Here is a 22,882-nt window from a genome sequence, read left to right as displayed (position 1 = left end):
GTTCCCTACCCCATCTTGCGCGAGATGACGAAGCTCTCGTCGTTGAACCAGAGGCCCCCGTGCTTCTTCAGGACGTCGCGGGTGGCATCGAGATAGAGGCCGGTGCGCACGGCGTCGTTGAGCCGCTCGTCCTCGATCTGGTTGACGTAGATCGCCGCATTCCAGGCCGCGAACAGCGTCGACGTGCCGATCGGCCCCTCCAGCTCGTTGGGCAGCGTGTGCATGTCGTAGCGGAAGATCGAGCGGGCATCGGAATACGCGTTGAACTTGAGGTCGCGCCCGGCCGGACCGAGCGCCTCCTTGGTGGCCTTCAGAATGTCGTGGCGGTTGTTGGCGAACGGGTTCTCGTCCGGCCAGACGCCGTGGACGATGTCGAGCCCCGGATCGTCGCCGTGGGAGTGGATGCCGATCAGGCGGCCGCCGGGGCCGAGCGCGCGGGCAAGCGGCGCGATGACCTTCTGCGCCTTGAACTCGGCCGGCACCCGCAGGCGGTAGGGCTGCGAGGCGATGATCAGATCGTAGTCGGCGCGCATGGAGCCGGGCTTCGGGATGACCGAGTCCAGCAGGAAGCGGTGATCCTCGCGGTAGAGCACCAGCACCACGGGGCGCTCGTAGATCGGGTTGCCGGTGCGCGGATGCGCCTTGGCCTTCCAGTTCTCGGCGAGGAACGGCTCCAGCGCCGTCAGCTGCTCCTCGAAGTCGGCCGACGAGGAGCCGCGCAGTGGAACCTCCTCCCAGACCAGGCTGCTGGCGGCCGCCGGCGCATGGACGCGCAGCCATGGCGCCTCGGAATAGAACATGTTGGTCAGCACGATGACGCTGGCCGGATGCTCGTAGAAGCGGTCCGGCATCTTCTCAATGGTCAGCCGGATGTCCTCGAGCGAGATCTCCTTGCCGGCGATCAAATGCGGCATCGTCGGGTAGCGCGCGTGCATCGAGCGCATCACCCGGGTGAGCACCGTGCCGTCGCCCACTCCGGCGTCGAACAGCCGGATCGACGGCGGCTTGGGATGGATGTTCGCGAGCTCCATGGAGACGCGGTTGGCCACCACCCACTTCTCCGAGCAGGTGTTCACGAACAGCAGGTATTTCTGGCGGTTGTCGAAGAAGCGGAAGTTGCGGCCCGAGGCGGCGGCCTCCGGATCGGCCGGCGCCTCGGCCACCGGCTGGGGCGTGGCGGCGGCGTCCGCGCCGTTGGCGGCGGCGGGGGCCGCTTCCGGGTCGGCCTGCCCGGCGTCCGCGGCGCCCTGCTCGGCGGCCATGTAGTCCTCGACCTTCTTCAGGGTCCGAAGCGTGATGCTCTTGCCGTCGCGCAGGCGGGCGACGAGCTTGCCGTCGTTGGCGACGACCCGCCCGAAGGTCGACTCCGCCATTTCCCGGCTGCGGCAAAAACGGGTGATATCAGCGACGAGTTGGTTGGTATCCACGCGCGCCCATCCTCATCCGGCATCGGCCGGTCGTTTCCTCCGGAGCACCCCGCGCCTTGTGACGGCGGGTCGTGCCCTCGATCCGGATCCGGCCGTCGCGTGCCGAGGACGAGCCATTCCGCCGGCGGACGCACGGGCCGGGCGCCGGCCTTGCCTCCCATCCGGGGTGCGGCCGACGTCGCTCCTGCTTTCGGAAATTGGATTTCAGCTGCACCTGGAAGTCAAAGAGAAAGTTGCCCACGCGGATTGTGGGAAATTTCCTATAAGAACCAGATCGGCGTGCCCTCGGGCAAGCCCGTGCTCCGCCGCCTCAACGGTGGATGAAGCGCCAGGGGCTCGCCTCGTCCTTCAGCTCCAGCGGGATCTCGATCAGCGTCGTGCGTCCGCTGGCGAACGACCGTTCGAGTGCGGGGCGCAGCTCCTCGGGGCTGCGGACCTGGGCGCCGTCGACCCCGAAGGCGTCGGCCAGCTTCATGAAGTCCGGGTTCTCCAGCGCCGAGGCGATCTCGCGGCCGGCGAAGCGCTGCTGCTGGTCGCGCCGCACGTTGCCGTAGGAGGCGTTGTTGAACACCAGCACGGTGACGGCGATGCCGTACTGGACGGCGGTCGAGAGCTCCTGCACCGCGAACATGAACCCGCCGTCGCCGCACACCGAGACCACCGGCACGTCGGGCCGCGCCACCTTGGCGCCGAGCGCGGTGGCGAAGCCGGAGCCCAGCGTCCCCTGGTAGCCCGATGAGACGAAGGTGCGCGGCTGGTAGACCGGGAAGGCGTAATAGGAGGCGAAGCCGGTCTGGCAGAGCTCGTCGGTGAGGATACCGTCGTCCGGCAGCACGTCGCGGATCGCCTGCAGGTACTGGGTGTGCGGGCGGATGTCCTGGATCTCCCGGGCCGCCTTCGCCCTGGCATCGGCGATCGCCTGCGAGCGGTCGGGCATATCCGCGCCGGCCGCGTCGAGCGCCTCGATCAACGCACCGACGGCCGCCACCGACCCGCCGAGCACGTTGATGTCGCCCGGCGCGCGGCGGAATTCGGTCGGGTCGATGTCGATGCGGATGGTCTTCTGGCCGGCCGGCCGGGTCGACCAGCGCCAGCCCGGCACCTCCAGCCGCGTGCCGATGCCGATGACCACGTCGGTGTCGGCCCACAGCTCGTAGGCGTCGGCGATGGTGAGGCCGAGCGGGTGGCGGTCGGAGACGATGCCGCGCCCGGAGCGGAAGCCCACCACCGGGGCACCGAGGCGTTCGGCCAGGGCCCGCACCTCGCCGGCAGCCGGGATGGCGCCCGAGCCGACGAAGATCATCGGCGCGCGGGCGGCGGCGATCAGCTTCGCCGCTTCTGCGATTCGGTCGCCGTCGACCGGCGGTTCGGCCAGATGCGGCAGCGGATCGGCGAGGTCGACGGGGGCGCGGGCGCCGAACTGCTCCCACGGCATTTCCAGCGCCGCCGGGCCGCGCCGGAGCGACCCCATCTCCTGGAAGGCGCGGGTGACCTGCATCGGCACCAGGCTCGGATGGTCCATCCGGCCGGCCCACTTGGTCAGCCCCTCCAGGGTCGCCAGCTGGTCGGGCATCTCGTGCAGGTGGCCCCTGCCCTTGCCCAGGAATTCGCCCGGCACCTGGCCGGTGAGGCAGAGGATCGGCTCGTTGGCGCCGAGCGCGGTGATCAGGGCAGCGCCGGTGTTGAGGATGCCCGGGCCCGGCACCACCGAATAGACGCCCGGCCGGCCGCTGGCCCGCGCGTAGCCGAAGGCCATGTAGCCGCAGGCCTGCTCGTGGCGGGCGCCGATGACGCGGATGGCGTTGGAGCCGTGCAGCGCGTCGAACAGGCCGTAGATCTGCGCACCGGGCAGTCCGAAGACGGTGTCGACGCCATGCAGTTCCAGCTCGCGGACGATTGCCTCGCCACCGGTCATATGGGGCATACTCGTTTCCTCATGATCAGGACGCGCCGATTGAATCTCGGCATCTGGTGGGACCGATACCGGACCGCCGCCGTCCCGTCTTGTCAATGGAAAGCACGCGTTGCCGCAGGAACGCGGCGGGGGGCGGCGGCGAGGACCGGCGGCCGGGGCCGCCTCTGCGCTCAGGCGGCGAGCGGCGCCCCGACGAGGCGGAATCGCGTCGGCGCCAGCGCACGGGGGACGAGATAGGAGCGCGTCTCGATGCGCGAGGTGACGCGGGTGCGCACCCCGCCGCCGGCGGCCGGGCCGCAGCAGTAGAGGGCGGTGATCTCCTGCACCGCCTGTTCGACGCGGCGCCGGTCGGCGTCGCGGACGGCGAGGCGCACGCGGTAGTCGTCGCCGAACGATCCCGGCATCTCCCGGCGCAGGGCGCCGTCGTCGCTGTCGAAGGCGCTGGACAGCCCGATGATGTCGAGCCGGTGCCGGAGATCGAGGCCGCGCAGGGCGAGCCGCTTCCCGATCACGTCGACGGCGAGGCGGGCCCGGGCGAGCGCGTTCGGGCCGGCGTAGGAGATCTCGGCCTCACCCAGCCAGTCGCCGGGGAAGCCGATGGTGGCCTTCAGCCGGTCGGGCCGCGGCCGGCCCCTGGCGCCGCGCACCGCGATGCGGTCCGGGCCCTGCTCGGCCAGCGTCACGCCGGTGATGTCGAGGACGACGTCGGGGGTCAGGTAGGCGGCGGGGTCGTGGATCTCGTAGAGGAGCTGCTCGCGCACCGTCCTGAGGTCGACGAGGCCGCCGGTGCCCTCGGGCTTGGTGACGACGAAGCTGCCGTCCGCCTCCACCTCGGCGATCGGGAAGCCGATGGTCTCCGGGCTGGGCACGTCCTTGAACCCCGGGTCGGCGAAGTAGCCGCCGGTGACCTGGGAGCCGCACTCCAGCAGATGGCCCACCAGCGTGCCGGCGGCCATCCGGTCCAGGTCGCTCCAGTCCCAGCCGAAATGGGCGACGAGCGGCCCGAGCGCCAGCGCCGGGTCGGCGACGCGCCCGGTGACCACCACCTGGGCGCCGGCCCGGATCGCCTGGGCGATGGCCTCGGCGCCCACGTAGGCGTTGGCGGCGATGGGCGCCTCCTGCGGGGTGGCAAGCCCGCCGTCGCCCTCCCAGGGGACCAGCGCGTCGAGATCGAGGCCGGCGCGGATGTCGTCGCCCTCGACGACGGCGATGCGGAGGCCCGCGAGCCCCTGCTCCTCCGCGAGGGAGGCGATCAGGGCGGCGGCGCCATCGGGGTTGGCGCAGCCGAAGTTGCCGACGATGACGATGCCCGCCTCGACGCAGCGGCGCAGGATCGGCCCGACCATCTCGGCCAGCAGCGGCTCGTAGCCGGCCGCCGGATCGGACAGCCGCGCCAGATGGCCGAGCGCCAGGGTGCGCTCGCCGATCGTCTCGAACATGATGGCGCCGCCGTTGCCGGCCCGGGCGATGGCGTCCACCACCGGACCGGCGGCGTCGACCCGGTCGCCGGAAAAGCCCGCCCCGGATCCGATGCGATAGGTCATGCAGGCCTCCCTTGCGTCGCTGCTGTCATCGGGACGCGGCGGCGAGCGGGCCGGACGCGTCCTCCTCGCCCTCGCCCGGCTCGCTGGAGCGCAGGTAGAAGTCCTTCGGCCAGCGGATGTGGTCGCGGCACAGGGAGACGAGCGTGTCGAGCTGGCCCGCCTCGATCGCCGCGATCATGCTGAAGTGCTCGTCGATCGCCGTTTCGCGCAGCGTCATGTTGGCGAAGCCGCGGGTGCGGATCGGCTGCGTCATCACCGAATAGTGGCGGATCGCGGCCGACAGCTCCGGATTGCCGGCGCCGGAGTAGAGCTTCTCGTGGAAGGCGTTGTTGAGCCGGGAGAGCTCCAGGTAGCGCTTTGCGCGCGAGGCGTCCCGGTGGGTCTCTGCGATGGCGCGCAGCTCCGCCAGGAAGGCCGGATCGGCGGGCACCCGCATGCGGGAGGCGGCGAGCGTCTCCAGCGCCGTGCGGATCTCGTAGAGGTCCTCCACCTCCTTGTGGGAGTAATCGCGCACCTGCACGCCGCGGTTCGGCTGGCGCAGCACCAGCCCTTCGCGCTCCAGCTCGTCGAGCGCCCGGCGCACGGCATGGCGCGTGACCTCGAAGCGCAGGATGAGGTCGTCCTCGACCAGCCGTTCGCGCGGCCGGAGCCGGCCGAGCAGGATCGCGCCCTGGAGGGCCTCGTAGACCTCGCTCCAGGCTTGGGGGCGACGGCTGCGCGACGCGTCGGGGCTGGAGACGGTCAGAGGTTCGGCGGGTTTGGACATCGGCTCGCTCACATGCATTCGGCCGACATTAGCCCACCGCCGAAGCCCCGACAATCATCGTTGACATTATCGATAATAGTCACGATGATTTTCCGGAACAGGCGGCCGCGCGTCTGGAGTCCGGCGTCCGGCGTCGGGAGCCGCCGGACGCGTGAGGCCGCCGCGCAAGCCCTCCGCAGACGAGGGAAGCCATCGCCGGGCCGGACACGGGAACCCGGGCCGGAGATGGGAACGAGACGACGGACGAAGGAGGACGGGTGAGCGAGACGGTCCGCATGCCGTTGCACCGCCTGGCGCACGGACGCTCGGGCGACAAGGGCAACCGCCAGAACATCTCCGTCATCGCCTATCGGGCGGAGGCCTGGCCGGTGCTTCTGGCAGAGGTCACCGAAGCCCGCGTGCTGGCGCTGTTCAGCCACCGCGGCGCGAGCGCCGTGGTGCGCTACGTGCTGCCCAATCTCCAGGCGCTCAACTTCGTCATCGAGGATGCCCTCGAGGGCGGCGTCAACTCCGCCCTCGCCCTCGACACCCACGGCAAGACCAACGCGTTCCGGCTCCTGTCCATGGAGATCGACGTGCCGGCCGCGCTTGCCGAGACGCTGCAGAGACAGCCGCGCGAACTTGAAACCGAAACGGGAGGACAATCATGAAAAGAACCGCCATCGCGCTGATCGCGGCGACGCTCGTCGCCACACCCGCGCTTGCCCAGCAGAAGCTCGCCATCGGCTCCACGTCGTCGTCGTCGAGCCACTACGGCTACTTCGTCGCCGTTTCGCAGCTGATCAACGAGAAGGTGCCGGACGTCGAGGCCAACGTGGTGGAGACGGGCGCGACGCTGGACAACCTGCGGCGCCTGCGCCGCGACCAGGTCGATCTCGGCCTGGTCACCACCAACGTCGCCTACGACATCTACAACGGCCGCGGCCAGTTCGAGGGGCAGGCCTACCAGCCGCTGACGCTGTGGGTGTACGCCTCGGCGCCGCAGAACGTGGTGGTCCGCAAGGACGCCGGCGTCGCCACGCTCGCCGACCTCAAGGGCAAGAAGTTCAACCCGGGCATCACCGGCTCGGCGACCGAGGCGACCTCCGAGGCGGTCTTCAAGTCGATCGGGATCGAACCCGACTGGGCGCGCGGCTCGACCGGCGACATCGTCAACCAGATCAAGGACGACCGCGTCGTCGGCTACGTGAAGAGCGGCTCGGGCAAGCGCCTCGACGCCTCGTCGGTGGACATCGCCACCCTCACCCCGATCTCCATCATCGGCCTCGACGATACGCAGGCCGAAACCGTGGCGAACGACTTCCCGAACCTCTCGGTGCTGTCCATCGGCGAGAACCAGGCCGGTCAGGGCTATCCGGCCTACAAGACGTGGGCGTTCGGCGTCGCGACGCTGGCCAAGCCCGACCTCGACGAGGAGACCGCCTACCAGATCACCAAGGCGGTGGTGGAGGACGAGACCGCGCAGGCCGCGGCCTTCTCCGGCCTGAAGGGCTCCGCCATCCCGGAGATGACAATGGAGCTGGCGACGACGCCGCTGCATCCGGGCGCCATCCGCTACTTCAAGGAGATCGGCGTCGAGGTTCCCGACCGGCTGGTCCCGAAGACCCAGTAGTCCCATTGCCGGCGGCGGGGCCGTGGCTCCGCCGCCGTCCTTCCACGTCGCGGCGGGGTCGACGCCGGACCATTTCCGGAGGCCTGAATGGGCGCCCATCTAAAGCGTGCCGTCGCCCTCGTCATCGGGGCCTTCGTCCTCTACACCGCCACCGAAGGGCCGTTCGACGCCCTGGTCCAGCGCTCGGTGATGGTGGCGCTGGTGGTGACGCTCGGCTTCCTGTCGTATCCACTGAGGCTGGGCGGCCGGGGCCGCCTCGCCGGGCTGGCGATCGACGCCGTCCTGTGGGCCGGCTCGATGGCGGCCTGCCTCTACGTCACCGTCAACGCCAACTGGATCATGACCAGCCTGCCGATGGCCGGCCCGGTCGAGATCGCGCTCGCCGCGGTGCTGGTGGTGACGCTGCTCGAGCTGGCGCGCCGCACCGTCGGCATCGCCTTTCCGATCCTCGTGCTCGTCGGCTTCGCCTACGTCTTCCTCGGCCACCTGATCCCCGGCCGTCTGGGCCACCGGGGCTACGACATCCTGTTCGTCACCGAAACGCTCTACCTCTCCGACATCGGCGTCTGGGGCTCGCTCACCGGCATCGCCTCGACGATCATCGCCGCCTTCGTGCTGTTCGGCGCGATGCTGCTCAGAACCGGCGGCGGCGACACCTTCATGGACCTCGCCCTGCTGGTCTCCGGCCGCACCATCGGCGGCGCGGCGAAGATGGCGACCGTCGCCTCCGCCTCGTTCGGCACGGTGAACGGCAGCGCGGTGGCCAACGTCGCCACCACCGGCACCATGACGATCCCGCTGATGAAGCGGATCGGCTACCCCGCGCCGATCGCCGCCGCGGTCGAGGCCGTCGCCTCCACCGGCGGCCAGATCACCCCGCCGATCCTGGGCGCCGCGGCCTTCATCATGTCGGAGATGATCGGCCTCGATTATCTGCGCATCGCGCTCGCCGCGCTGATCCCGGCGGTGCTGTTCTATGCCGGCGTGTTCCTGAGCATCCACCTGATCGCGCTCCGCCAGAAGATCGGCTACGTGCCGCCGGAGGAGATCCCGTCTGCGCGGACCGCGCTGGCCCCCGTGCGCCTGGTGCCCGTCGTGTTCGGGCTCGGCGGGCTGCTCTGGATGCTGATCTCCGGGCGCTCCGTGGCGCTGTCGGCGGCCACCGGCGTCATCTGCATGATCGTGCCGTTCGTCATCGCCGACCTGGCGATCACCCGGCGGCCGGTCGAGACGGCGAAGACGCTGCTCGGCGGGCTGGTGGAGGCCGGCAACGGCATCGTCATCATCGCGCTGATGCTGGCGGGCGCGCAGATCCTGGTGTCGCTGATCAACCTCACCGGCGTCGGCGTCACCCTCTCCTCGCTGACGGTGGCGATCGGCGGCGAGAGCTCGGTGCTGGTCGGGCTGATCGTCGCGGTCGCCTGCCTGGTGCTCGGCATGGGCATCCCGACGACGGCGGCCTACGTGCTGGTGGCGGCGGTGATGGCCCCGGCCCTCATCGCCATCGGCATCGAACCGCTGGTCGCCCACATGTTCGTCTTCTACTACGCCACCATCTCGGTGATCACGCCGCCGGTCTGCATCGCGGTGTTCGTGGCCGCCTCCATCGCCAAGACCGACTGGTGGCCGGCGGCGCTCAACGCGGTCCGGCTGGGCGCCGTCACCTACGTGGTGCCGTTCATGTTCCTCTCCTATCCGGGAATGCTGTGGTCCGGCACGCCGGTGGAGATCGCCGAGGCGGCGCTGTCCGGCGCGACGCTGGTGCTGGCGACCTCGCTGTTCCTGTCGGGAACGACGGTCCGGGACAGCCGGATGCTGGCGGCGGCGCTGTACATTCCCGCCGCCGTCCTGGCGATCGTGCCGTCGGAGGTGGCGCTCGTCGTCGCCATCGTGCTCACCGGCGCCGGCCTTGCGCTGGGCCGGCCGTTCCGCCATCCGCCCGAGTTCCGGCCGGGCGCCGACCCCGCCGCGGCCACGGCCGACGCGGCGGGATAGCCCCGCAGGCGCGCCGGGCTCTTCGCGACCCCGGCTCCGGAGAGGGCCCCGCCCCTCAGATCTCCCGGGCGCGGGTGCGCAGCTCGAACTTCTGGATCTTGCCGGTGGAGGTCTTCGGCAGCGGCCCGAACACCACCGTGCGCGGGCACTTGAAGTGGGCGAGCCGCTCGCGGCAGAAGGCGATGATCTCGTCGGCGCCGGCTGCCGCACCCGCCCTGAGCTCGACGAAGGCGCACGGCGTCTCGCCCCACTTGTCGTCGGGCCGGGCCACCACCGCGACGGCAGCCACCGCCGGGTGCCGGTAGAGCACGTCCTCGATCTCCACCGACGAGATGTTCTCGCCGCCGGAGATGATGATGTCCTTGGAGCGGTCCTTGATCTGCAGATAGCCGTCCGGATGCACGACGGCCAGGTCGCCCGAGTGGAACCAGCCGTCGGCGAAGGCCGCGTCCGTCGTCGCGGCGTTTTTCAGGTAGCCCTTCGCCACCACGTTGCCGCGGAACATGATCTCGCCGACCGTCGCGCCGTCGTGGGGCACGTCCTCCATCGTCTCGGGATCCTTGACCCGGAGGTCGGCCAGCACGTGGTAGCGCACGCCCTGGCGCGATTTCAGCCGGGCCCGCTCCTCGGCCGGCAGCGCGTTCCACTCCTCGTGCCAGGAGCACACCACCGCCGGACCGTAGACCTCGGTCAGGCCGTAGACGTGGGTGACGTCGAAGCCGGCGCGCTCCATCGCCTCCAGCGTTGCGGCCGGGGGCGGCGCGGCCGCGGTCATCACCTTGACCGGATGCGGCAGCGCGGTCGCCTCCGACAGCACGGCATCGACGACGAGGCCGAGCACGATCGGCGCGCCGCAGAAATGGGTGACGCCCTCGCTGCGGATGGCCTCGAGGATGGCGGCGCCGCTCACCTGGCGCAGGCAGACGTTGGTGCCGCCGAGCGCGGCGATCGTCCAGGGAAAGCACCAGCCGTTGCAGTGGAACATCGGCAGGGTCCAGAGATAGACCGGGTGGTGCGCCAGGTCCCAGGCGAGGATGTTGCCCATGGCGTTCATGTGGGCGCCGCGGTGGTGGTAGACGACGCCCTTGGGATCGCCGGTGGTGCCGGAGGTGTAGTTGAGCGAGATCGCCTTCCACTCGTCGTCCGGCGGTGCCCAGTCGAAGGCCGGATCGCCGCCCTCCAGGAACGCCTCGTAGCCGGTGTCGCCGATCGGCGGGTGACGGTGCGCGGCCAGCACGTCGTCGACGTCGACCACGGGGATCCGCCGCCCGAGACGCTCAAGCGCCGCCGCCATCACCGGCGCGAACTCGGTGTCGCAGATGACCATCTTCGCCTCGCCGTGCTCCAGCATGAAGGCGATCGCCTCGGCGTCCAGGCGGATGTTCAGCGCGTTGAGGACGGCGCCGGTCATCGGCACGCCGTAGTGGCACTCGATCATCTCCGGCGTGTTGGCGAGCATCACCGCGACCGTGTCGTCCTCGCCGATGCCGCGCGCGGCGAGCGCCGAGGCAAGCCGCCGCGCCCGCGCGTAGACCTCCGCCCAGTCGTAGCGCCGCGCGCCGTGCACGACCGCCAGCCGGTCCGGATAGACGCTGGCGGAGCGTTCGAGAAATCCGAGCGGCGACAGCGGAGCGAAGTTCGCGACGCGGCGGTCGAGACCGTGACTGTAGGCGCTGGTGCTCATGGATGTGTCCTCGGGGGCGCCGCAAGAGGGCGCGACTGTGCGGATGCAGGCATGGAGATCCGGAACCGGGCGCGGCTCAGAGCCGCGTGCCGGTCTCGGCATCGAAGAGCTTCGCCTTGGCCATGTTGACCTCGAAGTGGAACGGTTCGCCGACGCGGGCCCTGTCCCCGGGGCGGACCCGGGCGATCAGTTCGGCGCCGCCGAGCGAGGTGATCAGCATGGTGTCCGGCCCGGTCGGCTCGATCACCTCGACGGGGCGTTCGAAGGCGAACATGTGCGCGGACGGCTGCTGCCCGTCCCGCGCCGTGACGGTTTCCGGCCGAAGGCCCAGCTTTACCGCCCGGCCCGCCTGTCCGCGGACGGCGTCCGCCAGCTTGCCCGGCAGCGGAAAGCGGACCGCACCGGCCTCGTCGGCAACCTCGATCGCAACCCCGCCGTCGTCCGCGACGGTCCCGTCGAGGATGTTCATCGGCGGCGAGCCCATGAACGAGGCGACGAACAGATCGGCCGGATCCTCGTAGATCTCCTCCGGCGTCGCGAACTGGCGGACGTGGCCCTGGTCCATCACGGCGATGCGGGAGGCGAGCGTCATCGCCTCGATCTGGTCGTGGGTGACGTAGATGATCGACTTGCCGATGCGCTGGTGCAGCTTCTTGATCTCGGTGCGCATCTCGATGCGCAGCTTGGCGTCGAGGTTGGACAGCGGCTCGTCGAACAGGAAGAGATCCGGATCGCGCACCAGCGCGCGCGCCATGGCGACGCGCTGGCGCTGGCCGCCGGAGAGCTGCGCCGGCTTGCGGTCGAGCAGCGGCTCGATGTGCAGGAGCTGCGCCACGTCGCGCACGCTCTGCTCCTGCCGCGTCTTGTCGATGCCGCGCATCTCCATGCCGAAGGTGATGTTCCGGCGCACCGTCTTGGTCGGGTAGAGCGAGTAGGACTGGAACACCATGGCGATGTCGCGGTCCTTGGGCGGCACGTCGTTGACGACCCGGTCGCCGATCCGAACCTCGCCGTCGGAGAGCGTCTCCAGCCCGGCGACGATGTTGAGCAGCGTCGACTTCCCGCAGCCCGACGGCCCGACCAGCACCACGAACTCGCCGGGCTCGAAGGCGAGGTCGATGCCCTTCAGGACCTCGGTCGTTCCGAACCGCTTCCAGACGTTGTCGAGGGTGACGCCGGTCATGGTCATCCTTTCACCGCGCCGGCCGCCAGCCCGCGCAGGAAGTAGCGCCCGGCGACGACGTAGACGAGGAGGGTCGGCAGGCCGGCGATGATCGCCGCGGCCATGTCGACGTTGTACTGTTTCACCCCGGTGGAGGTGTTCACCACGTTGTTGAGCGCCACGGTGACCGGGTTGGAATCGCCCACCGTGAAGGCCACGCCGAACAGGAAGTCGTTCCAGATCTGGGTGAACTGCCAGATCACCGTGATGCCGAAGATGGGGATCGCCATCGGCACCAGTATCCGGAAGAAGATGGCGAAGAAGCCGGCGCCGTCGAGCTTGGCGGCGTGCACCAGCGCGTCCGGCACGTTGACGAAGAAGTTGCGGAAGAACAGCGTCGTGAAGGCGAGCCCATAGACCACGTGGACCAGGATCAGGCCGGCCAGGGTGCCGGCCAGGCCGAGCAGGCCGAGGGTGCGCGCCATCGGCAGGAGCACCACCTGGAACGGGATGAACGCTCCGAACAGCATCAGCGCGAAGATGACGTTGGCGCCGCGGAAGCGCCACTTGGTGAGCGCGTAGCCGGCAATGGCGCCGAGGAAGGTGGAGATCGCCACGCCGGGGATGGCGATCACCACCGAGTTCCAGAAATACGGCCGCAGCCCGTCGCAGCGCACGCCGACGCACGCCGTCGACCAGGCCTCCACCCAAGGTTCGAACGTCGGCGTCGACGGCAGGCTGATCAGCGAGCCGGAGCGGATCTCGTCCAGCGTCTTCAGCGAGGTCGACAGCATGACGAACAGCGGCAGCAGGTAGTAGAGCGCGAACAGCGTCAGCAGCGCGAACAGCAGGATGCGCAGGACCCGGTTCCACGGCCCGCTCGACCGGACGATGCCGTCGGTCCTGGCACTCACGGCTTCTTCTCCCGGAGTTCGGAATAGAGATAGGGCACCATGATCGCCAGGATGGTGGCGAGCATCATCACCGCGCTCGCCGCCGCCATGCCCAGTTCGCTGCGCTGGAAGGCGTAGGCGTACATGAAGGTGGCCGGCACGTCGGTGGCGTAGCCGGGGCCGCCGCCGGTGAGCGCGATGATGAGGTCGAAGCTCTTCACCGCCAGATGGGTGAGGATGATGACCGCCGACAGGAGCACCGGCCCCAGCATCGGCAGCACGATGCCGGCATAGGTGCGGATCGGCCCGGCGCCGTCGATGGCGGCGGCCTTCAGGATCTCGTCGTCGACCGAGCGCAGGCCGGCCAGGAACAGCGCCATCACGTAGCCTGACGATTGCCACAGCCCGGCGATGACGACGGTGTAGATCGCCATCTGCGGATCGACCAGCCAGCCGAACGTGAAGTCGGGGAAGCCCATGTCGCGCACCAGCTTCTCCACCCCGAGGCCCGGGTTGAGGATCCACTTCCAGGCGGTGCCGGTGACGATGAAGGAGAGCGCCATCGGATAGAGGTAGATCGTGCGCAGCACCCCTTCGGCGCGGATGCGCTGGTCGAGGAAGATCGCCAGCATCAGCCCGATGACCAGGCAGCCGGCGATGAACAGCCCGCCGAAGATGAAGAGGTTTTCCAGCGCCACGTGCCAGCGCGGCGTCGCCCACAGCCGCTCGTACTGGGCGAGCCCGATGAGGTCGTAGACGGGCATCATCCGCGACCGGGTGAAGGAGATGTAGACCGTCCAGGCGATGAACCCGTAGACGAAGAACAGGCTCAGCGCGAAGATCGGCGACACCACCAGCTGCGGCAGCCAGCGCTCCAGGCGCCACCCGCCGGGGCGCGACCGCGACTTGCCTTCGGCGGACCTCATCGAACCTCCACGCACCACGGCGCCGGACGGGAGCCGCGCGGACGCGGCGCCCCGGCGCGGCGGATCAGAGCTGGGCGCGCTCGACCGCTTCCGACAGGGTCTCGACGGCCTGCTGCGAGCTCATGTCGGAATTGAAGAAGTTGGTGACGACGTCCATGAACTCGCCGCGCACCGAGCGCGGCACGGCCATCTCGTGGGCCATCGACGGCACCAGGCTGTCGGCCGCGATCGCCGCGTCCAGGTCGGCGCGGGACTTCTGCGCGCATTCGTCGAAATCGTCGAGCGGCACGTCGGTGCGGGCAGGAATGGAGCCCTTGGCGAGGTTGAAGCTCTTCTGGAAGTCCGGCGACATGATCAGCCCGGCCAGCACCTTCTGGCCCTCCTGCTGGCTTTCGTCGCGGACCTTGAAGAAGGCGATGGAGTCGGAGTTCAGGATGAAGCCGTCGCCCGGCGCCGCGGCGCAGATGAAGTCCTTGCCGGGCACCTTGCCGGCAGCGAGGAACTCGCCCTTGGCCCAGTCGCCCATGATCTGGAAGCCGGCCTCGCCGTTCATCACCATGGCGGTGGCCAGGTTCCAGTCGCGGCCGGAGAAGTTCGGGTCGACGTAGCCGCGCAGCTTGCGGAGCTGGTCGAACACCTGGACCATGGTGCCGCTCTCGATGGCCTCCGGATTGAGGTCGACCAGCGCAGCCCGGTAGAAGTCCGGCCCGCCGATGCCCATCACCAGGACCTCGAACAGCGTCGCGTCCTGCCAGGGCTGGCCGCCGTGGGCGAGCGGGGTGATGCCGGCGGCCTTCAGCTTGTCGGCGACCGCGTTGAACTCGTCCCAGGTGGTCGGCATCTCGGCATCGACCTTGGCAAGAACCTCTGGGTTCGCCCAGAGCCAGTCGACCCGGTGGATGTTGACCGGCGCGGCGACGTAGTCGCCGTCGTATTTCATGATGGAGGCCAGCACCTTGGGAAGCCTGGCGTCCCAGTCGTTCTCGTCGGCCACGCCTTGCATGTCGGCGAGCGCACCCTGCTCGGCCCACTCCTGGATGCCGGGCCCCTTGAGCTGCACGGCGGCCGGCGGATTGCCGGACACCACCCGCGCCCGGAGCGCGGTCATCGCGGCATCGCCGCCGCCGCCGGCGATCGGCGAATCGATCCACGTGCCGCCGGTCGCCTCGTAGGCGTCCTTCAGCTCGCCGACCGCCTTCGCCTCGCCGCCCGACGTCCACCAGTGGAGCACCTCCACCTGCCCCTGGGCCTGCACCGCCGACGATGACAGGGCCATCCCAACCGCGCATGCGGCAGCCATGAACCAGCGCTCGGATCGCATGTCTTCCTCCCTGGAGGCCGGCGCACCCGAAGGGGCGGCCCGGCTCTTCTGATCTCGCGTGATCGCGCCGAAGTGCACCGTCCGGCGCCGCCGCGGATCGCCCCTGCCCGCGCTCGCCACGGCGGGCGACGGACGGATCGGGGCGACCGGCGTGCCGCGCCGACGGGCTTCGGCGTTTCGTCCCTCAGCCGACAGTGGAGGCAAGCCGCGAGGCCCGTCAAGGGCTTGGCCCCGCCGGGCGGCGCCACCGCCGGGGACCCCTTGCGGGCGCGCCGGGCGGACCGGCCTTCAATCTCACGACGTGCGACTCCGAGCGGGTTTCCGGGCACGCGCGAGGCGGCCTGTCACAGACCGTTACACGGCGCCCACACGTTAGGACGCGATGCCAAGCCGCCGCGACACGCCGGCAACATTCGATCCCCAACTCTATCCTCGTCGGCGGACTGATCCCAACCGCCGGTCCCGCTTCCGGGATCGGGCCGACGCGGGCAACGAAGGTGTGGAGACCATCATGAACCGGATGACCCTGTTTGCCGCCGCGGCGCTTGCGACGCTTTCCCTGGCGCCTGGCGCGGCGACCGCCGCGAGCTCCGCCGTCGCCACCGCCAACGTCAACATGCGGGCCGGGCCCAGCACCGCCTACCCGGCGGTGCGGATCGTTCCGGCCGGGGCCGGCGTCGTCAGCTACGGCTGCGTCGCGGACTACTCGTGGTGCGATGTCGGCTACGGCCAGGCCCGGGGCTGGGTGTCGGCGGCCTACCTGACGACCGTCGTCGGCGGCACCACGGTGGTGGTCACGCCGCAGGTCGGCTTCCCCGTCGTCACCTATTCGCCGACGGCCTACTGGAACCGCTACTACACGGCCTATCCCTGGTACGCCCGCGGCCCCGCCTACTACGGCCCGTACCGCGCGCCGGTCTACCGGGCGCCGCCGCCGCGCGGCTACGCCGCCCCCTACCGCGCGCCCTATCGCGGCGCCTGCCGGGACGGCTGCTCCGGCTCGGCGAGCGTCAGCGGGCCGCGCGGCGGCAGCGCCAGCCGCTCCTGGTCGGTCAACCGCTGACCGCGGCCGCCTCAGTCTTCTCGAACCAGCGCCCTCTCGCCCCACCCCGCCCGGTGGGGCGCGGCGGGCGCCGGCAGCGGGCGCGGCCGGCAGGCAGCGCTTCGGCGAGCCCGTCGGCCGTGCCCGCAATTCCCACCCCCACCTGGAAGGAGCCATCCATGCGCATGCCCTCTCTGACGTTCAAGGCCACCACGGCGGCAGCCCTCGCAGGCTTCGCCCTCATCGGATCGGCCGGCCTCGCCGCCGCCCAGACCCCGCCGCTCAGCCAGTCCGAGATGCGCGCCGTTGGCCAGGCCTGCAAAAGCGACATCAAGACGCTCTGCTCCGGCATCCAGCCGGGTGGCGGGCGCGTCGGCCAGTGCCTTCAGCAGAACGCCGACAAGCTGTCGGCGCCCTGCAAGCAGACGCTTTCCGAGGTCCTTGCGAAGTAGCGGCCGATCGGACGCGGAGGATCGCCAGAGCTGACCCTTGCGTATCTGGGGCCAGCCTTCGCCGCCCTCCGGAGCACCCCGCCCGGTTCTCCGGCCGGGCGACGGCCGGCGGTCACCGCCCAACTCCGCGTCCGGCCGCGCCTTCGCAAGCGCACCAATAAGAACCCTCTCTCTTCTCCAACGCCTTTTTCTCCCGGCCCTTTCGAGGGCCGGGATTTTTCGTGCGTCGGCGCAACCGCGCCCAGGCTCAGGAGGAGCGGAACCGCGGCAGCCGCACGGTGAACCGCGCCCCGCCGGTGGGCGCGTCGGCGATCGTCAGCGATCCGCCGTGGGCGTCGACCAGGCTGCGCACGACCGCCAGCCCCAAGCCCGCGCCCCCCGTCAGCCGGCTCCGCGAGGTTTCCATCCGCACGAACGGCTCCAGCAGCGCCTCGCGCAGGTCCTCCGGAACGCCCGCCCCCTCGTCGTCGACGACCAGCACCATCGCCTCGTCGTCGGCATCCACGGAGACGTGCGCCACGAAGCCGTAGCGCAGCGCGTTGTCGACGAGGTTGGCGACGATGCGCCGGAGCGCCAGCCGGTCGCCGAGCACGCTCGCCGCGCGCGCCGCCGGGCTGATCCGTCCGTCCACCGCCGCGCCGGCGGCCTGCCGGTCGGCCACTTCCTCGGCGGCGAGGTCGGCGAGTTCGACGAGCTCCTCCGACAGCTGGCCGGCCCCCGCCCGGCTGGAAATCAGCGCATCGTCGAGAAGCCGGATCATGTCGGCGATGTCGGCGATCGCGCGGTCGCGGCTCGGCCCTTCCGGGAGGTCCTCGACCCGCAGGCGCAGCCGGGTGGCGAAGGTGCGCACGTCGTGGGAAATGCCGCCGAGCATCGCCATCCGCGTCTTCAGGAGCGCCGAGAGGCGCGTCTGCAGCCGGTTGAACGCCTCGACCAGCGAGCGGATCTCCGGCGCGCTGGTGCGCACGTCCGGCAGCGGGACGGGAGCGCCGGTGAAGTCCATGCGGTCCGCCGCCTCCGCCAGCCGGGCGATCGGCCGGGTCTCGCGCTGCATGATCAGCAGCGCGATCAGCGCGACCACCGTGCCGATCAGGCCGGCCCCGAAGCCGATCGGAAGCCCGAACCCCGACACCAGCAGCGGCGTCCGGCTGTCGACGACGAGGGTCGCCTCCGGCGACAGGGCGATGCGGAACTGCAGGGCCCGCACCTGCCGGCCAAAGACGTAGGGGAAACGATCCTGCAGGCGTCCGTCCGACTGGACCGCCACGGAGAACCGCCGGGCCTCGAGCGCCGCGGCATAGCGCGCGGCGATCTCCCGGCTTTCCTCCGCCTGCGGCAGCACCGGCGCGTCCGCCGCCGGCAGGATCCGGACCTGCAGACCCCGCGTATCGACGGCCCGCATGAACAGGTCGCGTTCCTGCGGCGAGGCCTGCTCCACCAGTTGCACGATCGCCGCCAGCGTGGCGGCATCGAGCAGCGCCGTGTCGCGCGCGTCCCGGTCCCGCAGATAGTAGGAGGCGAGCGCCACCATCCACACCACCAGCAGGGTGATCAGGACGGTGACGGTGATCCGCGCGGAGAGGGAGATCCGCACCGTCAGGAAACCGGTTTCACAGGCGCGACAAAGAGATAGCCGCCGTTCCGGACGGTGGAGATGAGGTCGACGCCGGGGCTCACCGCATCGAGCTTCTTGCGCAGACGCGAGACAATCATGTCGACGGTGCGGTCGAACGGATCGGCCGAGCGGCCATGGGTCCATTCGAGGATCTGGTCGCGCGTCAGCACCCGCCGGGGCCGCTGGATGAAGCAGGCGAGCAGGTCGAATTCGGCGGTGGTCAGCGCGATGTCGCGGCCATCCTCGCGGCTGAGCTGGCGCGCGTCGAGGTCGACCACGAAGGAGGCGAAGGCGAAGCGGCGCGTCGGCGGCGTCATCGCCATCCCCTGCCCGCGCCTGAGGATCGCCCGGACCCGCGCCAGAAGCTCGCGTGGCCCGAACGGCTTCACCAGATAGTCGTCAGCGCCCATTTCCAGCCCGAGCACGCGATCGATCTCGTCGCTCTTGGCCGTCAGCATCAGGATCGGCATGGCGTCGCGGGCGCGAATCCGGCGGCAGATGGAGAGCCCGTCCTCCCCCGGCAGCATCAGGTCGAGGATCATCAGGTCGGGCCGGCAGCGCGACAGCACCGCGTCCATGCCCTGGGCGTCCTCGGCCTCTTCGACCGTGTAACCCTCACGGCGCATCATCTCCACGACGAGGCCGCGGATCTCGGCGTCGTCCTCGACGATCAGAAGGGTCGTACCGGGTGTGCTCATGGGCGCTTTTTTCCGGCATTCCGGCAAAGGGCGCAAGCCGTCGCCCCACTTGCCGACGGCCAGGTCGACCACCGGCCCGGCCCCGTGACCCGGCGTTACAGATCGGTGACGCATTGCCAAGATTTAATGTTTCACGGCGATGCGGACGTGAAACCAGCCCCCCAGATTGACCGGACGCAGGTCGTCCGAGGCGGCCCGCATGCGCAAGGCAGCGAGATGTCATGTCCGCGGTGTCCACGTTCGGTACCGACTTTCCGACAACCACGCGTCCAGCGGCGCCGCTGCCGCGGCCCCGGACCCCGGGCTTCGTCGAAGCCTATCTGGCCATGCGGCGCAATCCGATCACCGCGCTGTCCGAACGGGCCTACGAGGAGCCGATCATCGACCTGATCCGGCCCGGCCGGGCGCTGCTGGTCTCCGACCCGGCGATGATCGAGCACGTCCTCGTCCAGAACGCCGCCAACTACCGCAAGAGCCCGCAGCAGCAGCGGCGGCTGCGGCCGGCGCTGGCCGACGGGCTGCTGACCGCCGAGGGCGAGACCTGGCGCAGCACCCGGCGGATCACCGCGCCACTGTTCAGCCCGAGCGCCGTCGGCCTGGTCCTCGACGACATGCAGGCCGCGACCGAGGCGATGCGGGAGCGCTGGGAGGCGCGCGGGCACGATGCGGCGCCGCTCGACCTCACCGCCGAGTTCCAGCGCCTGACCTACGAGATCGTGTCGCGCACCGTGTTTTCCGGGGCGCTCGATCAGGACCGAGCCGCCATCCATGCCAACATGGCGATCTACTTCGACACGCTGGGGCGCATCGATCTCGCGAGCCTGCTCGACCTGCCCGACTGGTGGCCGACGCTCGACAAGCTGCGCGCCGCCAGGTCGCTCAAGGTGTTCCGCAGCGTCGTCGACACCACCGTCGCCAACCGGCTTGCCGAACCGCAGCGCGACCGCAGCGACCTCCTCGACCAATTGTTCCACGCCAGCGATCCGAAGACCGGACGGACGCTCGACAACGCCGCCGTGTCCGACAACGTGCTGACCTTCCTGGCGGCCGGCCACGAGACCACCGGCAACGCCCTTGCGTGGATCTTCTATCTGCTGGCGCTGCATCCGGAGGCCCAGGACCAGGTGCGGGCCGAGCTGCAGGAGATCTGCGGCGACGGCGCGATCGACCGCGACCGCCTGGACCGGCTCGAGTTCACCAAGGCCGTCATCAACGAGACCCTGCGGCTCTATCCGCCGGTGCCGTTCATGGCGCGCGAGGCCATCGACGCCGACGATCTCAACGGCCAGCCGGTGCGCAAGGGCATGCAGGTCGTCATCTCGCCCTGGGTGGTCCACCGGCACCGGACGCTGTGGGATGCGCCGGACGCGTTTCGCCCGGAGCGCTTCCTCGGCGAGGCGGGACGCGCGATCGCCCGCGGCGCGTTCCTGCCGTTCGGGCTGGGCCCGCGCATCTGCATCGGCCAGCGCTTCGCGGTGCAGGAGATGCTGACGGTCGTAGCCGCCATCCTGCCGCACGTCCGCTACGACCTGGTCGATCCCGGCTCGGTGTTTCCCCAGGCGCGCATCACGCTGACGCCGAAGGGCGGCCTGCCGGCGTTCGTCCGCGCCTTGCGGCGGTGATCCGGTCCCTCAGAGCGCGTCGATCGGCACCTTGAGGAAGCGCCGGCCGCTGTCGTCGGGACGCGGCAGCGCGCCGGCCTTCATGTTCACCTGCAGCGACGGGATGATCAGCTTCGGCATGTCGAGCTGGGCGTCGCGGGCGGTGCGCATGGCGATGAACTCCTCGCGCGAGCGGGCGCCGCCGACGTGGATGTTGCTGGCCTTCTCCTCCGCCACCGTGGTTTCCCAGCGGATCTCGCGGCCGTTCGGCCCGTAGTCGTGGCAGATGAACAGCCGCATCGCGTCGGGCAGCGCCAGCACCTTCTGGATCGAATCGTAGAGCGTGCCGGCGTCGCCGCCCGGAAAGTCCGCCCGGGCGCTGCCGCCGTCCGGCATGAACAGCGTATCGCCCACGAACGCGGCGTCGCCGATCACATGGGTCATGCAGGCCGGCGTGTGCCCGGGCGTGTGCATGGCGAACGCCGTCATCGACCCGATCCGGTAGGTGTCGCCGTCGTCGAACAGGCGGTCGAACTGGCTGCCGTCGCGCTGGAACTCGGTGCCCTCGTTGAACACCTTGCCGAAGGTCTCCTGCACCACCGTGATGTTGCGGCCGATGCCGACCTTCCCGCCGAGCTTCTTCTGGATGTAGGGCGCGCCGGACAGGTGGTCGGCGTGGACATGGGTTTCGATCAGCCACTCCAGCGACAGGCCGTTCTCCTCGATGAAGCGGATCATCGCATCGGCGTGTTCGAAGGCGGTGCGGCCGGACGCGTAGTCGAAGTCCATCACCGCATCTATGACCGCGCAGGCGGACGATTCCGGATCCTTCACGACGTAGCTGATCGTGTTCGTCGCCGGATCGAAGAAGGCCGTCACCTCCGGCTTCACCGACATGTCGACGGGATAGTTGGTCATGGTCGTATCTCCCCAATCGTTTGTCCGACCCTCGCCGCGGACACTGACGCGCGCGATGCGCCAGATCAATTACATGAGAAAAATCTAATATTCCGAACCGCCGTTTCAACGGCGGACCGGGCCACGTGCCCGCTTGCGCGGTTTCCATGAATATGCATAGATTTTGAACGCGCCGATTTCGGCGTCACTTGCCATTTCCCCTGGTCGGATTGAGGACGGTAGCTCGTGCAGACAGCGGTCATCGGCGGAGGGAACGGGTCGTTCGCTGCCGCGGTCGACATCACCCTTCGGGGCCATTCCGTCCGGTTCTGGCGGCGCGATGCCGCCGCGCTGGAGCCGACCCGGGCGGCGGGCGGCATCGAGGTGAAGGACTTCGAGGGCACCCGCTTCGTTCCCGTTGACACCATCACCGCCGACCTCGGCCAAGCCGTCTCCGGCGCCGAGCTGATCGTCGCCCCGATCCCGGCCTTCGGCCAGGTCGAACTGGCCCGCGCGCTGGCGCCGCACCTGACAGACGGCCAGGTGATCTATCTGCCGCCGGGCACGTTCGGCAGCTACGTCATGATGAAGACGCTGCGCGATGAAGGCTGCACCGCCGACGTGGCGATCGCCGAGACGGGCACCCTGCCCTGGCTCTGCCGCAAGCACGGCGACAACACCGTCGCCATCACCACCCGCGCCACGCGCCTGCCCACCGGCGTCTTCCCCGCCCGCCACACCGAGCGCGCGCTCGCGGTTATTTCCGAGGCCTTTCCGGGCGCCATCGAGCCGGTCGAGGATGCCCTGTCCGGCGCCCTGATGAATGCCGGCCCGATCATCCATCCGCCGCTGATCATCATGAACGCCGGCCCGATCGAGCACTTCGAGCACTGGGACATCCACAACGAGGGCACCCAGCCGTCGATCCGCGCCGTCACCAACGCGCTCGACGCCGAACGCATGGCGGTGCGCGAGGCGCTCGGCTATGCCGCGCCCCACTTCCCGCTCGCCGACCACTACACGTCAGACGGCGACGAGTGGATGTACGGCGCGCTCGCCCACGACAAGCTGACCGACAGCGGCGACTGGCGCGAGCACCTCGTTCTCAAGACCCACCGCTACATGCGCGAGGACCTGGCCCTCGGCCTAGGCTTCATCGTGTCGGTCGGCCGCTGGATCGGCGCCCCGGTCCCCGTGGCAGCCGGCCTGTTTGCCATCGGCGGGGCGATCGTCGGCGAGGACTTCTCCGCGACCGGCCGCAGCCTGGAAACGCTGGGGCTGGCCTCCCTCACGCCGCCGCAGATGACCGACCTCCTGCGCGAGGGCCTCTGA

Annotated in this window: 19 protein-coding genes; 7 read left to right on the top strand and 12 right to left on the bottom strand. The window is 70.0% G+C overall.

Translation table 11 applies throughout. The features are described from left to right. Positions 1-5: 5 nt before the first annotated feature. The 4 genes from ACSSVZ_RS18235 to ACSSVZ_RS18220 all read right to left on the bottom strand — a co-directional run bounded on the left by ACSSVZ_RS18235 (position 6) and on the right by ACSSVZ_RS18220 (position 5,652). Entirely contained in the window at positions 6-1,427 is a 1,422-nt protein-coding gene (locus ACSSVZ_RS18235; protein ID WP_453972153.1) for a hypothetical protein, read from the bottom strand. A 310-nt stretch (positions 1,428-1,737) separates the two neighbouring features. After that, on the bottom strand, positions 1,738-3,351 hold the full coding sequence (locus tag ACSSVZ_RS18230) for a thiamine pyrophosphate-dependent enzyme (RefSeq protein ID WP_453972152.1): 1,614 nt from the start codon (positions 3,349-3,351) through the stop codon (positions 1,738-1,740). Positions 3,352-3,512: 161 nt separating this feature from the next. Continuing rightward, the gene (locus ACSSVZ_RS18225) at positions 3,513-4,886 is read right to left on the bottom strand and encodes an acyclic terpene utilization AtuA family protein (protein WP_453972151.1); all 1,374 of its coding nucleotides are present in this window, start codon (positions 4,884-4,886) and stop codon (positions 3,513-3,515) included. A gap of 25 nt (positions 4,887-4,911) precedes the next feature. Further along, a complete protein-coding gene (locus ACSSVZ_RS18220) occupies positions 4,912-5,652 on the bottom strand; it encodes a GntR family transcriptional regulator (RefSeq protein WP_453972150.1) in 741 nt (246 codons plus the stop codon). A gap of 257 nt (positions 5,653-5,909) precedes the next feature. On the opposite strand from ACSSVZ_RS18220, the gene ACSSVZ_RS18215 reads away from it, so the two are divergent. The 3 genes from ACSSVZ_RS18215 to ACSSVZ_RS18205 all read left to right on the top strand — a co-directional run bounded on the left by ACSSVZ_RS18215 (position 5,910) and on the right by ACSSVZ_RS18205 (position 9,259). Beyond that, complete coding sequence (locus ACSSVZ_RS18215; RefSeq protein ID WP_453972149.1) at positions 5,910-6,302, top strand: AtuA-related protein; 393 nt, start codon at positions 5,910-5,912, stop codon at positions 6,300-6,302. Then, the gene (locus ACSSVZ_RS18210; protein ID WP_453972148.1) at positions 6,299-7,264 is read left to right on the top strand and encodes a TAXI family TRAP transporter solute-binding subunit; all 966 of its coding nucleotides are present in this window, start codon (positions 6,299-6,301) and stop codon (positions 7,262-7,264) included. Before ACSSVZ_RS18215 ends, ACSSVZ_RS18210 begins: the two co-directional genes overlap by 4 nt. An 87-nt stretch (positions 7,265-7,351) precedes the next feature. Next, positions 7,352-9,259: a TRAP transporter permease gene (locus ACSSVZ_RS18205; RefSeq protein WP_453972147.1), complete on the top strand. Its 1,908-nt coding sequence runs from the start codon at positions 7,352-7,354 to the stop codon at positions 9,257-9,259. Between the two features lie 55 nt (positions 9,260-9,314). Here ACSSVZ_RS18205 and ACSSVZ_RS18200 read toward each other — a convergent pair whose 3' ends face one another. The 5 genes from ACSSVZ_RS18200 to ACSSVZ_RS18180 form a co-directional block, all read right to left on the bottom strand. Beyond that, the gene (locus tag ACSSVZ_RS18200; RefSeq protein ID WP_453972146.1) at positions 9,315-10,943 is read right to left on the bottom strand and encodes an acyl-CoA synthetase; all 1,629 of its coding nucleotides are present in this window, start codon (positions 10,941-10,943) and stop codon (positions 9,315-9,317) included. Positions 10,944-11,019: 76 nt separating this feature from the next. Next, positions 11,020-12,126 carry an ABC transporter ATP-binding protein gene (locus ACSSVZ_RS18195; protein WP_453972228.1) on the bottom strand — a complete coding sequence of 369 codons (1,107 nt, stop codon included), beginning with the start codon at positions 12,124-12,126 and terminating at the stop codon, positions 11,020-11,022. Between the two features lie 2 nt (positions 12,127-12,128). After that, positions 12,129-13,019 carry a carbohydrate ABC transporter permease gene (locus tag ACSSVZ_RS18190; RefSeq protein WP_453972145.1) on the bottom strand — a complete coding sequence of 297 codons (891 nt, stop codon included), beginning with the start codon at positions 13,017-13,019 and terminating at the stop codon, positions 12,129-12,131. Further along, positions 13,016-13,924 (bottom strand): carbohydrate ABC transporter permease, encoded by a 909-nt coding sequence (locus tag ACSSVZ_RS18185; protein WP_453972144.1) that lies wholly within the window; start codon positions 13,922-13,924, stop codon positions 13,016-13,018. The genes ACSSVZ_RS18190 and ACSSVZ_RS18185 overlap by 4 nt, the downstream gene beginning before the upstream one ends. A 64-nt stretch (positions 13,925-13,988) precedes the next feature. Beyond that, positions 13,989-15,245, bottom strand: coding sequence for an ABC transporter substrate-binding protein (locus ACSSVZ_RS18180; protein WP_453972143.1), 1,257 nt, complete (start codon positions 15,243-15,245; stop codon positions 13,989-13,991). Positions 15,246-15,756: 511 nt separating this feature from the next. On the opposite strand from ACSSVZ_RS18180, the gene ACSSVZ_RS18175 reads away from it, so the two are divergent. Both ACSSVZ_RS18175 and ACSSVZ_RS18170 read left to right on the top strand, forming a co-directional pair. After that, entirely contained in the window at positions 15,757-16,308 is a 552-nt protein-coding gene (locus ACSSVZ_RS18175) for an SH3 domain-containing protein (RefSeq protein ID WP_453972142.1), read from the top strand. Positions 16,309-16,466: 158 nt separating this feature from the next. After that, entirely contained in the window at positions 16,467-16,739 is a 273-nt protein-coding gene (locus ACSSVZ_RS18170) for a cysteine rich repeat-containing protein (protein WP_453972141.1), read from the top strand. A 247-nt stretch (positions 16,740-16,986) separates the two neighbouring features. Here the strand turns inward: ACSSVZ_RS18170 and ACSSVZ_RS18165 are convergent, their stop codons facing one another. Together ACSSVZ_RS18165 and ACSSVZ_RS18160 are read right to left on the bottom strand one after the other, a co-directional pair. Further along, entirely contained in the window at positions 16,987-18,333 is a 1,347-nt protein-coding gene (locus ACSSVZ_RS18165) for a sensor histidine kinase (RefSeq protein WP_453972140.1), read from the bottom strand. A 2-nt stretch (positions 18,334-18,335) separates the two neighbouring features. Further along, on the bottom strand, positions 18,336-19,052 hold the full coding sequence (locus ACSSVZ_RS18160; RefSeq protein WP_453972139.1) for a response regulator: 717 nt from the start codon (positions 19,050-19,052) through the stop codon (positions 18,336-18,338). Between the two features lie 221 nt (positions 19,053-19,273). Between ACSSVZ_RS18160 and ACSSVZ_RS18155 the strand changes: the two genes are divergently transcribed. Then, on the top strand, positions 19,274-20,674 hold the full coding sequence (locus tag ACSSVZ_RS18155; protein ID WP_453972138.1) for a cytochrome P450: 1,401 nt from the start codon (positions 19,274-19,276) through the stop codon (positions 20,672-20,674). Positions 20,675-20,683: 9 nt separating this feature from the next. Here ACSSVZ_RS18155 and ACSSVZ_RS18150 read toward each other — a convergent pair whose 3' ends face one another. Beyond that, positions 20,684-21,571, bottom strand: coding sequence for an MBL fold metallo-hydrolase (locus ACSSVZ_RS18150; protein ID WP_453972137.1), 888 nt, complete (start codon positions 21,569-21,571; stop codon positions 20,684-20,686). 225 nt (positions 21,572-21,796) lie between these two features. Here ACSSVZ_RS18150 and ACSSVZ_RS18145 point away from each other — a divergent pair, with 225 nt between their 5' ends. After that, on the top strand, positions 21,797-22,882 hold the full coding sequence (locus tag ACSSVZ_RS18145) for an NAD/NADP octopine/nopaline dehydrogenase family protein (RefSeq protein ID WP_453972136.1): 1,086 nt from the start codon (positions 21,797-21,799) through the stop codon (positions 22,880-22,882).

The sequence above is a fragment of the Amorphus sp. MBR-141 genome (assembly GCF_053628695.1).
The sequence above is the reverse complement of the archived record's forward strand: the minus strand, read 5'-3'. Positions and strand labels throughout refer to the sequence as shown.

What these genes read in the sequence shown, in the direction of transcription:
- ACSSVZ_RS18230 (WP_453972152.1), bottom strand. Translation starts at nt 3,351, where the DNA reads ATGCCCCATATGACCGGTGGCGAGGCAATCGTCCGCGAGCTGGAACTG.
- ACSSVZ_RS18225 (WP_453972151.1), bottom strand. Translation starts at nt 4,886, where the DNA reads ATGACCTATCGCATCGGATCCGGGGCGGGCTTTTCCGGCGACCGGGTC.
- ACSSVZ_RS18220 (WP_453972150.1), bottom strand. Translation starts at nt 5,652, where the DNA reads ATGTCCAAACCCGCCGAACCTCTGACCGTCTCCAGCCCCGACGCGTCG.
- ACSSVZ_RS18210 (WP_453972148.1), top strand. Translation starts at nt 6,299, where the DNA reads ATGAAAAGAACCGCCATCGCGCTGATCGCGGCGACGCTCGTCGCCACA.
- ACSSVZ_RS18205 (WP_453972147.1), top strand. Translation starts at nt 7,352, where the DNA reads ATGGGCGCCCATCTAAAGCGTGCCGTCGCCCTCGTCATCGGGGCCTTC.
- ACSSVZ_RS18200 (WP_453972146.1), bottom strand. Translation starts at nt 10,943, where the DNA reads ATGAGCACCAGCGCCTACAGTCACGGTCTCGACCGCCGCGTCGCGAAC.
- ACSSVZ_RS18195 (WP_453972228.1), bottom strand. Translation starts at nt 12,126, where the DNA reads ATGACCGGCGTCACCCTCGACAACGTCTGGAAGCGGTTCGGAACGACC.
- ACSSVZ_RS18185 (WP_453972144.1), bottom strand. Translation starts at nt 13,924, where the DNA reads ATGAGGTCCGCCGAAGGCAAGTCGCGGTCGCGCCCCGGCGGGTGGCGC.
- ACSSVZ_RS18180 (WP_453972143.1), bottom strand. Translation starts at nt 15,245, where the DNA reads ATGCGATCCGAGCGCTGGTTCATGGCTGCCGCATGCGCGGTTGGGATG.
- ACSSVZ_RS18175 (WP_453972142.1), top strand. Translation starts at nt 15,757, where the DNA reads ATGAACCGGATGACCCTGTTTGCCGCCGCGGCGCTTGCGACGCTTTCC.
- ACSSVZ_RS18170 (WP_453972141.1), top strand. Translation starts at nt 16,467, where the DNA reads ATGCGCATGCCCTCTCTGACGTTCAAGGCCACCACGGCGGCAGCCCTC.
- ACSSVZ_RS18160 (WP_453972139.1), bottom strand. Translation starts at nt 19,052, where the DNA reads ATGAGCACACCCGGTACGACCCTTCTGATCGTCGAGGACGACGCCGAG.
- ACSSVZ_RS18155 (WP_453972138.1), top strand. Translation starts at nt 19,274, where the DNA reads ATGTCCGCGGTGTCCACGTTCGGTACCGACTTTCCGACAACCACGCGT.
- ACSSVZ_RS18150 (WP_453972137.1), bottom strand. Translation starts at nt 21,571, where the DNA reads ATGACCAACTATCCCGTCGACATGTCGGTGAAGCCGGAGGTGACGGCC.